Origin of the sequence: Methylomonas sp. MED-D (genome assembly GCF_050276835.1) — a bacterium.
Classification (GTDB): domain Bacteria; phylum Pseudomonadota; class Gammaproteobacteria; order Methylococcales; family Methylomonadaceae; genus Methylomonas; species Methylomonas koyamae_A.
The window spans coordinates 4,738,474-4,751,665 of sequence record NZ_CP189965.1 but is presented as its reverse complement, the minus strand read 5'-3'; the positions used below and the strand labels follow the sequence as shown (position 1 = coordinate 4,751,665).

At 59.8% G+C, this 13,192-nt stretch carries 8 protein-coding genes; 3 read left to right on the top strand and 5 right to left on the bottom strand.

Annotated elements, in window-relative coordinates; genetic code table 11:
• Positions 1-47: 47 nt before the first annotated feature.
• The 3 genes from ACQE3E_RS21155 to ACQE3E_RS21145 all read left to right on the top strand — a co-directional run bounded on the left by ACQE3E_RS21155 (position 48) and on the right by ACQE3E_RS21145 (position 5,098).
• Positions 48-1,835 (top strand): sigma-54-dependent Fis family transcriptional regulator, encoded by a 1,788-nt coding sequence (locus ACQE3E_RS21155; protein WP_313730387.1) that lies wholly within the window; start codon positions 48-50, stop codon positions 1,833-1,835.
• 135 nt (positions 1,836-1,970) lie between these two features.
• Positions 1,971-4,001, top strand: coding sequence for a methyl-accepting chemotaxis protein (locus ACQE3E_RS21150; protein ID WP_427501026.1), 2,031 nt, complete (start codon positions 1,971-1,973; stop codon positions 3,999-4,001).
• A gap of 248 nt (positions 4,002-4,249) precedes the next feature.
• A complete protein-coding gene (locus ACQE3E_RS21145) occupies positions 4,250-5,098 on the top strand; it encodes a VPLPA-CTERM sorting domain-containing protein (protein ID WP_313730389.1) in 849 nt (282 codons plus the stop codon).
• A gap of 6 nt (positions 5,099-5,104) precedes the next feature.
• Here ACQE3E_RS21145 and ACQE3E_RS21140 read toward each other — a convergent pair whose 3' ends face one another.
• The 5 genes from ACQE3E_RS21140 to ACQE3E_RS21120 form a co-directional block, all read right to left on the bottom strand.
• On the bottom strand, positions 5,105-6,025 hold the full coding sequence (locus ACQE3E_RS21140; protein WP_064024921.1) for a diguanylate cyclase domain-containing protein: 921 nt from the start codon (positions 6,023-6,025) through the stop codon (positions 5,105-5,107).
• Positions 6,022-9,042 carry a response regulator gene (locus tag ACQE3E_RS21135; protein ID WP_427501025.1) on the bottom strand — a complete coding sequence of 1,007 codons (3,021 nt, stop codon included), beginning with the start codon at positions 9,040-9,042 and terminating at the stop codon, positions 6,022-6,024. Before ACQE3E_RS21135 ends, ACQE3E_RS21140 begins: the two co-directional genes overlap by 4 nt.
• A 4-nt stretch (positions 9,043-9,046) precedes the next feature.
• A complete protein-coding gene (locus tag ACQE3E_RS21130) occupies positions 9,047-9,697 on the bottom strand; it encodes a YfiR family protein (RefSeq protein WP_082885330.1) in 651 nt (216 codons plus the stop codon).
• A 180-nt stretch (positions 9,698-9,877) separates the two neighbouring features.
• Positions 9,878-10,969 (bottom strand): lipocalin family protein, encoded by a 1,092-nt coding sequence (locus tag ACQE3E_RS21125; protein WP_427501024.1) that lies wholly within the window; start codon positions 10,967-10,969, stop codon positions 9,878-9,880.
• Between the two features lie 37 nt (positions 10,970-11,006).
• Positions 11,007-13,043 (bottom strand): TonB-dependent receptor plug domain-containing protein, encoded by a 2,037-nt coding sequence (locus ACQE3E_RS21120; RefSeq protein ID WP_313730391.1) that lies wholly within the window; start codon positions 13,041-13,043, stop codon positions 11,007-11,009.
• Between the last annotated feature and the right edge of the window lie 149 nt (positions 13,044-13,192).

Genomic DNA, 13,192 nt, shown 5'->3' with positions numbered 1-13,192 from the left:
CGAGCCGCCGGCCCGGCGGGTAAACGGTGGGCGCAGGGGGGATTGACATGAACAACGATCTAGCGGCCGCCACTTGCGTGCTGTTGGTGGACGACAATCCGATCAATCTGGTGGAATTGGCGGCATTGCTGGAGGACGCCGGCTACCAAGTGTTGAGCGCCGAAACCGGCGACGCGGCGGTCGATCAGGCGGTGGCCAAGCGCCCCGATTTGATTCTGCTGGACGTGTTGATGCCAGGCATCGACGGCTTCACTACCTGCGAAAACTTGAAGGCGATTCCGGCGACCAGGGATATTCCGGTGCTGTTCATGACCGCGCTGGCCGATACCGCCGACAAGGTCAAAGGCTTTCACGTCGGCGCGGTCGATTACATCACCAAGCCGTTTCAGCACGAAGAAGTGCTGGCGAGGGTGCGAACCCATCTGACGCTGCAAAAGCTGAAACTGGAGTTGCAGGAAAAGGAAGAGCGCTTGTCGCGCATCTTCGAAAATGCGATGGATGCGATTCTGACGCTGGACCAGGCGGGCCGAATCACGCTGTTCAATGCGGCCGCCGAACAAATGTTTCGCTGTCAGGCCGCCGATACGATAGGCCGCTCGGTCGACCGGTTTTTAGCGCCGGAACTGAACAAAACCCTGACCAATTTTCGTAACGGCGTACCGGACAAGCAGGCCATCTGGCTTTCCGAAGGGATGGCGGCGGTCAGGGCGGATGGCGGCAATTTCCCGATCGAAGCGACGATATCGCGGGTGGAAGCCGCCGGCCAGCAGTTGTATATCCTGATTCTGCGCGACATTAACGAGCGCAAGGCCCGCGAGGAGGCCGAAGCCGAATGCAACACCTTGCGCGGCATTAATCTGTACTTGCAGGAAGAAGTGCTGGCCAGTCGTGACGGCGAGGAGTTGATCGGCAATTCGGTCGGCTTGCGCCAAGCGATGGCGTTGGTCAAGCAGGTGGCCGCCACCGACGCGACGGTGTTGATTACCGGCGAAACCGGTACCGGCAAGGAGTTGATCGCCCGGGCCATTCATAATCTGAGCGGTCGCAAATCCAAGACGCTGGTCAAACTGAATTGCGCGACGATCCCGGAAAATTTGGCCGAAAGCGAATTGTTCGGCCATGAGAAAGGCGCGTTTACCGGCGCGATCAACCGCAAATTGGGGCGTTTCGAACTGGCCAACGGCGGTACCTTGTTTTTGGACGAGATCGGCGAATTGCCGCTGGAAATTCAGGCCAAACTGCTGCGCGTGTTGCAGGAGGGCGAATTCGAGCGGGTCGGCGGCACTCAAACCTTGAAGTGCGATGTGCGGGTGATTGCCGCGACCCACCGCGATCTGGCCCAGTTTTCCCAGGAAGGGAAATTCCGAGCCGACTTGTATTACCGGATGAACGTGTTCCCGATCCATTTGCCGCCGCTGCGCGAACGCAAGGAAGACATACCGCCGTTGGTCAAGCATTTCATCAACAAATACGCGGCCAAGTTCGGCAAGAAAATCACCGCGATTCCGGAGCGTTTGATGTCGGATATGCAAAGCTACATTTGGCCCGGCAATATCCGCGAATTGCAACACATCATCGAGCGTGCGGTCATCCTGACCAACGGTTCGCAACTGGCCAACGTCGAATGCGTGCACGCTAGCGGCGGTGCGGTGCAGGCCAACGCGCCGATCGCGACGCTGGACGACGCCGAGCGCGCCCATATTCTGCGCGCGCTGGACGCTACCTCGTGGCGGATCGCCGGCAATCAGGGCGCCGCCAAAATTCTCGGCGTGCCGTCCACGACGCTGCGCTCGCGAATGGAAAGGCTCGGTATCGTTAAACCGCTGCCGCGTTAACGGTGATCGGCTAGGCGTAGCCCGGTTCGGCGGACTAAGCCCTTAGTGCGTCGGCAGGTCGCTTTAGCGACTCGGCTTTCTCGGACTACACTTGTTCGCTGATATTCTCGACGCATTTTAATTGGGCTCTGCACTATGACTGGGAACGGCCATTCCGGGACCGAAGCTTTTTCGTTGCGCAAATTGCTGGTGGCGATGACCGCCGGCGTCGCGTTGATTCTAATCGTTGGGAATGCCGTGGTCTGGATCACCCACGAGGGACTGCAAAGCGCCGAAACCGACAACCAGCGCTTGATGCGTGCGTCGTTGGCGTTCAAGGATGTGCGTTACCACGTCGTGCAAATACAACAATTCCTGACCGATGCGTCGGTGGTCGGTGAAGACGATTACGGCGTAGCGCGGGAAGAAAAATCCGCCGCGCATGTCGAACTTGCCGAGTTATCGACGATGCTGCCGGAGTTGCGCGCGGCGATCGACGATGCCGATCGCTCGGCCGAAAATCTGTATGCCACCGGCGAACGCATGGCCAATGCCTATTTTCGCGATGGCCGCGAAGCCGGCAATCTGATCATGAAAGCGCCGAACGACGGCTTCGATGCCGCTTCGGCCAGTTTGGCCACGAGTCTGGACCAGTTGGCTGAGCGCTTGCAACAAAGCGTCAATGCCGCATCGGTACGGCAAAGGGACATGCAAAGCCGCATGTTCGCCGTCAGCGCGACGGTGGCCGGACTGGCCTTGTTGCTGATCGTACTGGCCAATTATTGGCTGATGCGCAGACTGTTCGCGGTGCTGGGCGGCGAACCCAGCTACGCGACGGACATTGCCCGGACGATTGCCGGCGGCCAGTTGGATATCGAGGTGCGAACCGCGCGACACGATAGCGCGAGTTTGTTGGCGGTCATGAAGATGATGGGCGCCTCCCTGGCCAGTCACATGCGGGAAATCAGCATGGCCAGTAAGCAGATAGGCCAATCGTCCTATCAGATTTCCAACATCTCCGGCGATATTTCCAACGCCAATCGTTCCGAGCAGGCCCGTTCGACCGAAGTACGGCAGGCGACCGATGCGTTGCGCTCTTCCACCGAGGAAGTGGAGCGCTTTACGCTTACCATTCGCCAGCGCACCTTGGAAACCCAAGACACCGCGCAACAAGGGCTATTGGCGGTCAGTGAAAATCTCGACGAGATGCGGCGGGTCGTCAGCGAAGTGGAAAGCGCCGAGGCCAAAACCAATGCGTTGCGTCAGGCTAATCGGCAAATTCAGGACATTACCACGACCATCCGCAACATCACCGAGCAAACCAATCTGTTGGCGCTCAACGCCGCGATCGAAGCGGCCAGGGCCGGAGAGTACGGCCGCGGTTTCGCCGTCGTCGCCGACGAGGTGCGGAAGCTGGCCCAAAACGCGTCCGGCGCGACCGCCGAAATCGCCGGCATCATAGCCGAGTTGACCCAGATCATCGAAGAAAACACGCTGGCGATGACGTCGATCATTCAGGCCACTCAACAAGGCATGGAAAAAGCCGAGTCGACCAGCGTGGTGATACACCGGATTGTCGGCCAGATCGAGGAAAACGCGTCGACCGCGCAACAAATATCCGACGTCACCCGCAATCAACTGGACAACGTGTCCCGGTTGCAGACCCGTGTCGAGGCTTTGTTCGAAGCCTTGGGTCAAAACGAATCCAAAGTGCATATCACCCGGACCGTCAGCGACGACCTGTATGTGGTTACCGAAAAATTGCGGGCCATGCTGGAGCATTTCAGTTTCGATGCCAACAGGAAAACGACGCCCATCCCCAATGAACACCGCCGGTTTCCTCGCACCAGCCATTATCTACTGGCGCATATCGATGCGAAGAATAGAAGTCTGGACGGGGTTACCGCCGATTTCAGCATGAGTGGTGCTTGTCTGCGTTTACCGCTGCCGCTGCCGTGCGGGGAGAATGAAACCATCGCCGTTCAGTTGCGTATTCCGTACGACAACATCGATCAGTACGCGCACCAGGCGCCGCTGGAATTGGATTGCCGGATCGTCTGGTATAAAGTCGTCGACGACGAACATCATTACGGCGTCAAGTTCCCGGAATCGCTATCGCCGGCGGCGGTTAACGGCTTGAAAACCTGCTTCGACTTCTTTAATCACGCGTCCACCTATCGCGGCTAAGCCCTTGTCATGGACGGCGTCGGACATGGCGCGGATGTCCCGCGCCGGAACGCCGATAATCCCGGCCAAACTCCCTCCCTGCCCGGTTTTTCATCGTGGCCGATTCTTGATGGAACCGGATGTTCGCGGGGCGCTGGCGGAATGCCCGGAATGACTCTACACTGGTCTGGCCTGCTAGAGCGATCGGCGGGCGCCGAACACAGCGGTGGGCATACCGATTCGAACAAGGACATCAACAGGAGTGGAACATGCTTAAGAAATTATCAATTGTCGCCGGATTTTGCTGGCTGCACGCGCCGCTGCAAGCGGCCACGCTCGGCGACCTCCAGTCGCTGCCGTCGGCTATCCAGGACTGCCTGCAGGAGGCCGATTGCAGCGTCGTGGACCAAAGCGATTTCGATTTGGCCGGGATCGCCGCGTTTCGCTATCAGGCCGGTACCTTCGACGGTTACTTGCTGCGCTATTCGCTGATCGCGCCGTCCGCCGCGGTCGATATTTCGGATTATCCGGTGTTGAATCTTCAAGAAGCCGCGGCCCAGGCGCAAATCAACGAAAGCACGCCATTGGCCGGGACGGTTTGGCTGAAGCTGGCTTCGCGCTACGGCGCGGGCGGCGGGAGCGCGGCGTTGTACTTTGAGCACGTGACACCCGTGGACAAGTCCGTGTTGATGCATCTTGGCGACACGACCTATCCGGATGTGCTGAATTTTCAGTTGAACGATCAGGCATTGGCGGCCGGCGGGGCTTATCGCAGCGTGGCGCTGAATTCGGAAGGTAGCGTCGAAGCTGGCGATCTGGTGGCCGACGAGCCGCTTCTGGTTTGCATATCCGAGGGATGCGGAACTTACCAAGCCTTGCATCTGGTTGGTGTTAATTATGCGTGGGACGGCGCGAACTGGGTGCTGCAATTTGCCGCCGACGATATGCAGCGGGAGTTGTACGTAGAAAACACAACCTATAACGGCCAATATGGCTATTCATACCACAACCGCGATTACTACGTCGGCGCGGTACCGTTGCCGGCGGCCGGCGGGCTGTGCTTGGTCGGTCTAGCCTGGTTGGGCGGATTGGCTCGGCGTGGGGCTGCGGTCGCTTGATCGCACTCAGGCCGCTGGGCCGCCCTCGGCCCGATTGCGGCCGGCGGCCTTGGCTTGGTAGAGCCTGCGGTCGGCTTCGTCCAACAGTTCGGACGGGGCTTGCTCGGTGTGCGGTATTAATGCGGCGCTGCCGGCGCTGATCGTAATCCACGGCGAGGTTTCCGATTGCGCGTGGGGGATGTGCAGGGCTTCGATACGCTGACGAAAATGCTCGGCCAGGGCGCGAGCACCGTCGGCGTCGGTTTCCGGCAGTAGCGCGACGAATTCCTCGCCGCCGTAGCGAGCGACCAGATCGGCGGAGCGGCCGGTGGCGTCGGCCAGTTCGCCGGCGACCCGCTTCAGACACAAATCGCCGGCGCCGTGGCCGTGATGATCGTTATAAGCCTTGAAAAAGTCCACATCCACCAACACGGCGGCCAATGGGGTCTGGTTGCGTTGGGCGCGTTTCCATTCGCTTTCCAAGGCTTGATCGAAGCGGCGCCGATTGGGTATGCCGGTCAGGCCGTCGATCCAGGCCATCGTTTCCAGCAGGTCGGTGGCTTGTTTCAACCGGATGTGGTTGCGGATTCTAGCCTTGACGACCGGCAGATAAAACGGCTTGGTGATGTAATCCAGCGCCCCCAGGTTCAGGCCGCGTTCCTCGTCGTTCGCGCCGTTCAAGGCCGTGACGAAGATCACCGGAATTCGGCTGGTTTGCGGATTGGCTTTCAGATGGCGGCAGACTTCGTAGCCGTCCATGTCAGGCATCATGACATCCAGCAAAATCAAGTCCGGCGGTCCCTGGCTGGCGACGGCTTCCAACGCCGCCGCGCCGCTGGCCGCCACCTTGATCCGATAATCGCCGATCAGGTTTTCGGCCAGCACTTGGATGTTGGTGGGGGTGTCGTCGACGATCAGAATTAGCGGTTTGGGCGTATCGGCGTTCATCGATGTTCTCCGGTCAAATGGCGCTGGACCAGGGTTTCTAGGTCGGTCAGCGCGGCGAGCGCTTGCCGGTAGTCTATCAGTTCGATTTGTTTCTCGATTTGCTTCAATAGCCTGCGGCCGTCGGCGCTAGGCACCGTGTAGCGCAGGTGTTCGATCAAATCGCGCGGCACGTAATCGCTGCCCTCCAACAAAGCCCGCAAGCGGGCGGCCAGGGTGGCGGCGGTAGGGTAATCGCCGTTCGCGTTGGATACATCGCTTTCGTCGGTGAGATAGTCGGCAATGGTTTGTAAGGTGGCGGCCAAGGTTTGCTCGAACTCCGCTTTGGCGGCGGCGCTCTTGACTTCCTGTTGTAAATCGGATTCCAGCCGACCGGCGGCGCGGCTCAATTCGATCGCGCCGACCGCGCCGGCCGCGCCCTTCAAATGGTGTAACCAATTCGCGGCGGCGGTCGCGTCATCGAGCCACAGCGGATCGAACTGGCCGGCCGCACCGGCGAATGCCGATGCGAAGTGCTCCAGCAAGCGGCGCAGTTTGGCGTCGCTACCGATGGCCAAGTGTAGGTATTCCGGGTCGAAACCAGGCAACTCGGCGGCCAGGTTGTCGTCCGGCCAGTTGTCCGGCGACTTTGCATCGGGCTGCGCCGACGCCGCCGATGGCTTGATATTGCGCAATAGCGCGGCGATCAGCGTCTGCGGCAGTACCGGCTTGCCGACGTGATCGTTCATGCCGGCCGCGTAGCACTCGTTGCGCTCGCGCTCCTGGACCGCGGCCGTCATCGCGATGATCGGTAGGTCGGCGTAAGCCGGGTTTTGGCGAATCAGCCGGGTGGCTTCGATGCCGCTCATCTCCGGCATTTGCAAATCCATCAGTACCGCGTCGTAGCGCTTGTTGCTCAGTGCGGCAACGCCTTCTCGGCCGTTGTTGGCGACGTCGACTTCCAGGCCGGCGTTTTGCAAATATTCGCAGGTCACGATCTGGTTGATTTCGTTGTCTTCGACCAACAGGAGCTTGGCGCCGCGGATCGGCGCGGCCAGCGTCGCCAATTGCGGCCGGGCTTGCTCGGCGGTCGGAAAGACTTTGCCGCCTTGCAGGCGGGTGACGGCATCCAACAACATTGAAGGCATGACCGGTTTGACCAGAATGTCGTCGGGTATCGCGTCGCCGGCCGCGTTCAACAGGCTTTCGCGGCTGAAGGCGGTCACCATGATGACCACCGGCGCGTGGCGGATTTCGGAACGCTTCACCATGTCCTTGATCGCGCGGGTGACTTGAACGCCGTCCAGTCCCGGCATTTTCCAGTCCAGCAACACCAGTTCGAAGTCGCGGCCGCTGTCGTTGGCTTTGCGCAGGCACAACAAGGCCTCGTCGCCGCTGGCGGCTTCGGCGGCCTCGAAACCCCAGGCTTGCAGAATCTCTCTGAGCATTTGCCGGGAAATGTCTAGGTCGTCGACGATCAACACCCGCATGCTGTGCAGGTTGCCGGACAACACCGCGGCGCCGGGTTCCCGCGGATAGTCGAAGCACAGCGAGAATTCGAATTGGCTGCCGCGGCCGATTTCGCTGTGTACCGACAGATCGCCGCCCATCATTTCGACCAGGCGTTTGCTGATGGTCAGGCCCAGACCGGTACCGCCGAAACGGCGGGTAATCGAGCCGTCGGCCTGGGTGAAAGCTTGAAACAGGTTGGCGGCCTGATCTTCGGTCATGCCGATGCCGGTATCGCGTACCGCGAAATTCAACATGACCCGGCCGGGTTCGGCGCTGACCAGTGTGACCTTGATGTGTATTTCGCCGCGTTGAGTGAACTTGACCGCGTTGCCGACCAGATTGTTTAACACTTGGCCGAGCCGCAGCGCGTCGCCGTTCAGGTAAGGCGGCGTGGCGGGGTCGAGTTCCAGCACCACTTCCAGTTCTTTTTCCTCGGCGCGGACGATGAACAGATTCAGGACGTTTTCCAGTACTTCCTCGATATTAAAGGGTTCGACGACCAGTTCCATCCGGCCGGCCTCGATTTTCGAATAATCGAGGATGTCGTTGGTGATCGAGAGTAGGGCCAGCGACGAGGTATGGATTTTGTGCAGGTAGTCGCGCAGTTTGGTCGATGGATTGCTGTTCAAGGCCAGATCGGAGAGGCCGATGATCGCGTTCATCGGCGTGCGGATCTCGTGGCTCATATTGGCGAGGAATAGTCCCTTGGAGCGCGAAGCGGCTTCCGCCTGATCCTTGGCCAGCAGTAATTCGGCGGTGCGTTGGGCGACTTCTTCTTCCAGGCGGTCGCGATGGTCGGTCAGCGTTTTGTCGCGTAACTGGATTTCTTCCAGCATGCTGTTGAAAGCCAATACCAACTCGCCGATGTCGTCGCGACCGTGTCGCGGCACGCGCAAGCTGTAGTTTTTTTCGTGGGCGATCAATCGGGCCGTGGTCGCCAGCTCTTCGATCGGTCGGGAAATCACCCGTTGCAGGCGAAGCGCCAACAGCGACACCACGGTCAAGGCCAGGGCGGCGCCGGCCAAGCCCTTGCCCAAATCGGTCAGTTGTTCGTTCCATTGCTGGGTGAAATCGGCTTGCAGCAGCAGGTAGCCGATCTGTTCGTTTTTGCGCACGACGGGAATATACAGGTCGGCGCGTCTCTCCCAGAAGTTGGTACGCATTTCCTGTGTCGGGACGCCGTAGTCGGCGGGTGGCGCGGTGATTACGCCGCGCGGATTCCAGTTGGCCAGCACCGTGCCGTCGGCGGCGATCATCCAGGCCGACAGTATTTCGGTGTGATCCTTGAGAGAGGCCAACAGGCGCTTGGCTTCGGTCCGGTCCGAAAAAACCAGCGCGGCCTGGCCGTTTTCCGCCAGCACGTCGGCCAGGCCGGAGACTTGCTGCAACGCGCTTCGGTATCGGCTGACCGCCGAGCTGACCGCCATCACCGACAGGCTGACCAGCAGGCAGGCCGCGCAGCTCAACATGATGATGGTGACCAGTTTGCGTCGCAGCGACCAGTTCGCGAAGTCGGGTAACACACGCATCGGTTTATCTCCCGTAAACGTAAGTGGCGATGTTCAACAACTGGCCCGGCAGGCGCAGACCGGCGTTTCGGATCGATTCCAAATTCACTTCGAATACCACTTTGTTGTCGCGGAACAATAGGGCGATGCCGCCGCCTTTTTCGGCGAAATCGGCGATGTCGGATAGGGTTAATACCGGGGCGCGGCCGACGGCTTTCAGCGTCACCAAAAAGCGCGGTTGTTCGGTGGCGCCGACGAACAGCAGGTGGCAGCCGGTCGGATTGAAATCGGCGAAGCCGCGGACCTCGATGCGCAGATCGTGCTCGCCGGCTTTACGTCCGTCCAGGGCCTGCAAGGCCCCTTCCAGCACGTTGTTGCCGACCACGCACAGCGTTAACGTCGCGTCGGCCGCCACGGTGTCGGCGGGCCATTCGATGAACTTGGCGAAGTTGTAGAGATACGCGGCCTTGATTTGGGCTTCGGATAGGCCTTCGGCCTTCGGTGTCGGCACGACCGGAAATGTCAGCAATGTCAGCGCGATTAGGCCGGTCCTCAGGCCGGTCCAGCAACGCCGGCCGCAGCCGGCGAGGCGTGCGGAAGGTCCGGTGGCGAAAATGCGGCACGGCCGTGGCCGGCCGGCGCGGTAAGTCGCGGTTCTAAGTCCTTGATCCTTCATTGGGGAGTGGTTTGGGCCGCGGGTTCCGTAAGGTTTAACGCGGCGTAAGCCGCAGTCCGCCAGCTCGCGCCGGACCCGGTGTCGGCCGGGCGCCGTCGCGGCCAAGCGGCGGTGATAACGATTAGTAATGTGGAATGTCGGCGTGTAGTCTAGGCACCAAATCCATTCTTGTCGAATTTCCTAGGGTAATTTGGCGGCCAGGCATTTGCAATAGCCGTTCAGTTCTACGTAGGCTTGGCCCGCTACCGCGCCGCCGACGCCGCACGCGCCTTCCCAATAGACCGGACCTATCCACAGATCGTGGTTGGCTCGCAGTTCCTGGTCTTTGACCAAGGGTTCGACCGTGAATTTTTCGCCCTTAACCACGATTTCCCAGCCGGACGGGTAAGTGCAGCCGGTATTGGGGCTGGTCCACTCGCCGGTGACGGTGACTTCGAATTCGTGGGCGGCCAACGTCGTGGTCAGGCCGTTGGCGTCTGTGATCGAACCGGATTTTTCGACCGAGGAGTCGTTACCCTTGAAATCGAATAACATGATCTGCCGGTTGTCTTCCAATTCGATCGCAAACCACTGCCAACCTTGGCGAATCGCTTGAAACAGTTCGCCGTATTGGCGGTCGAACCAACTGTTACCGGTGACCTGGAAGGTTTGCCCGTCTATCGTCAAGGTGCCGGTGGTCGCCATTTTCGGCCGCGAATAGTAGTAGGTATAACCGCCGAACCGGTAGGGATGGGCATCGCCGCCGTAGTGCAGAGCGGGCTGCTGGGTCGAATCCAGTTTCAAGTCCAAGGTGTAGTTGCCGATTTGCGCGTGCAGGCGGTCGTGGCCGCCGCCGCCGACCGCGGTGACTTGGTTGCCGGCGCCGGAGCTGAGATCGAAGCCGTCCTTGACCCGTTTGGGCAGATGCAGGCGCAGAAACTCCTCGAATTCGAAACGCTGGCCGTTGACATCGGTAATGGCCGCCTGCACCAGTTGGTCGCGCATGATGACGAAGGCGTCGAAGCTGAAAAATACCACTTCGAAACCGAAGCGGCGGCCGTCGTCGGTGAACAAATGACCGGTCCAATACCACCACTGGACTTGCTGGCTGGGCAAAAACGCGTCGTCGGCCGGCAGGGTTACCGGGCCGATCAAGCCTCGGCGCGGCAAAAACCAGTAGGCGGCCGAGACCAGGATCAACAATATCCAAGGCAGCAACGGCGGATTCAGCAGGCCTATCAGCACCAGGATCCCGGCAATGATCCAGGGCAGTTTTTTCCAGTGTTTACTCATCTTAGATACTCCAATGGGGGTTGAAAAGTTTGAAAAATCAAAAACGCCAGTCGATCTTGCCGTAAAGCGAGCGGGGAATTTCCATCGCGGAGCCGGGTAGCGAGATCGCCGATGAGTCGTGGTATTCGGGGTGGCGCGGCGAAAACAGGTTTTGCGCGACAAAGGACAGTTCGATGTCCGGCACCGGCTGATAGGCCAAGCGGGCGTCGAAGGTGGTGTAGGCCGGTATGGCCTGGCTGACCGAGTTTAGCCGGCTGACATGACGTAGCGTCAAATCGAGTTTGAGGTTTTCCGGTAGATCCATCTGCCAGCGCAACGAACCGTGATGGCGGGGGGACAGGCCGGCCGTGTCCGGATTGTTGGCGTCGAACGGCATTTCGATTTTGATGTGGCTGTAATTGCCGGTAAAGCGCATCCAGTCCAGCGCTTGCCATTCCGCCGAAAACTCGATGCCGCGGGTGGTGACTTCCCGGCTATTGTTGTACCAGATCATCGGCAGGATCAGCGGCGGCGGGGCCAGCGGGTTGACGCTGCCTCTGCGAAACATGATCAAGTCGGTGTAGTGGTTGCTGAACGCGGCGACGTCGGTGGAGAAATGCGCCGTCCATTGGGCGCGGTAACCGATTTCGGCCGCGACGACTTTTTCGGCGCGTAGGTTGGAATTGTACTGGCCGCGAACCTGGAGGCGGTCGTAGGGCGCGGGCAAGCCGGTCGGCGTCGTGCCCAGCGCGATATTGGCCTGAGCTTCGCCTCTGGACGGGGTGCGCGCCGCCCGCGACACCGACGCCCAAACCGAATGATGCGCGCTAGGCGTCCACAGCAGGCGGGCATTCGGTTGGACTTGAGTGTTGCCGAAGTGGCTTTCCTCCAGTTTGGTGCCTAGGGTCAAGCGCAGCGTGTCGTCGATCAGCGTGATGTCGTCTTGGGCGAATACGCCGCCGTTATGATAGCCAAGGTCGCTATCGATGTACGAAATCGCGCCGGTATTGGTGACGGCGCTATGAATGAAGCGATAGTTGAGGCCCCACATCAGGTCGTGGTCGGCCGCAGGGTGTAGGCGGTGCTGAAAGTCGATGTCGAACATGTCCTGGGAATCGGAAAGCTCAGCCGCATTGAATTCGACCCTATCGTAATAGGTTTGCAATTTGAATTCGGAACCGTCGGCCAAGTTACCTTCCCAGCGCGCCAGCAGATTGGCGCCGTTGGCGTGGTCGTCGTTGGAAAACCGCGTGTTGTAGGGCGGCGCGATGGTAATCGGTTCGACGGTGTTGCCGACGGTTTTACGATATACGTCGCCCTGCAGCGTGTAGCGGTTGTCGTTGGAGATTCGGCCGTCGATCCGAAAGCCGCCTTGTACCGAACGCCAGTCGTCGTGAATGCGCTCGCCGGCCGAGTTGACGAAGCTTTCCCGTTCGAAGGTTTTGGCGTAGACCCGGTAATTGCCGTCGTCGCCGAACTGGCCGCCGTGGCGATAACCGGCGAAACCGCGTTCCTGATTGCCGCCGCCCGCGGCGAATAGATTGCCTTGGGTGTCCTTGGTTTTCTTGGTGATGATGTTGATGACGCCGTTGACGGCGTTGGCGCCCCACATCACCGCGCCGGGGCCGCGGATCACTTCAATGCGATCGATATCTTCGATCAAGGTGTCCTGCAGGTTCCAAAACACGCCGGAAAACAGTGGCGTGTAAATACTGCGCCCGTCGATCAAGACCAACAGCTTGTTGGCGTATCGTCCGTTGAAGCCGCGCGCGGTAATAGCCCAAGCACTGGAGTCGATTCTAGCCACGTCGATGCCGGGCGCCATCCGCAGCGCTTCGGGAATGCTGGTCGCGCCGGAGCGGCGTATGTCTTCCTGGCTGATAATGAAGGCCGCGGCGGCGGTATCGGACAGCGTTTCCGATTTGCGGGATGCCGACGAAACTTCCATTTGCATCAAGTCGTTGATCGAAAAGTCTTCCAGATTGGGCGGCGGCTCGGCTGCCTGGGGCGATTGCAACGGCGCGAGCGCCGTCAGGACGAACAAGTTGCCAACAACGTGGCGGGCGGTTAGAGGAAACCGGCGATTGGACGGCATGGTCATTTCCGTTGTTGTTATTTTTTGGCCTGACCAGCGCTGCTGGTCGCTTCGGCGATTGCGGTTGGCGAATGTGTTGATTAAAGATTCGCGTAACGCAACAAGTATGACGAGAATTTCCAAAAATCAATCTTTTAGCCGGAAATCAT

Bases quoted from the DNA above. Each gene is read 5' to 3' on its own strand.
- ACQE3E_RS21155 (WP_313730387.1), top strand. From the start codon at position 48: ATGAACAACGATCTAGCGGCCGCCACTTGCGTGCTGTTGGTGGACGAC.
- ACQE3E_RS21150 (WP_427501026.1), top strand. From the start codon at position 1,971: ATGACTGGGAACGGCCATTCCGGGACCGAAGCTTTTTCGTTGCGCAAA.
- ACQE3E_RS21145 (WP_313730389.1), top strand. From the start codon at position 4,250: ATGCTTAAGAAATTATCAATTGTCGCCGGATTTTGCTGGCTGCACGCG.
- ACQE3E_RS21140 (WP_064024921.1), bottom strand. From the start codon at position 6,025: ATGAACGCCGATACGCCCAAACCGCTAATTCTGATCGTCGACGACACC.
- ACQE3E_RS21135 (WP_427501025.1), bottom strand. From the start codon at position 9,042: ATGCGTGTGTTACCCGACTTCGCGAACTGGTCGCTGCGACGCAAACTG.
- ACQE3E_RS21130 (WP_082885330.1), bottom strand. From the start codon at position 9,697: ATGAAGGATCAAGGACTTAGAACCGCGACTTACCGCGCCGGCCGGCCA.
- ACQE3E_RS21125 (WP_427501024.1), bottom strand. From the start codon at position 10,969: ATGAGTAAACACTGGAAAAAACTGCCCTGGATCATTGCCGGGATCCTG.
- ACQE3E_RS21120 (WP_313730391.1), bottom strand. From the start codon at position 13,043: ATGCCGTCCAATCGCCGGTTTCCTCTAACCGCCCGCCACGTTGTTGGC.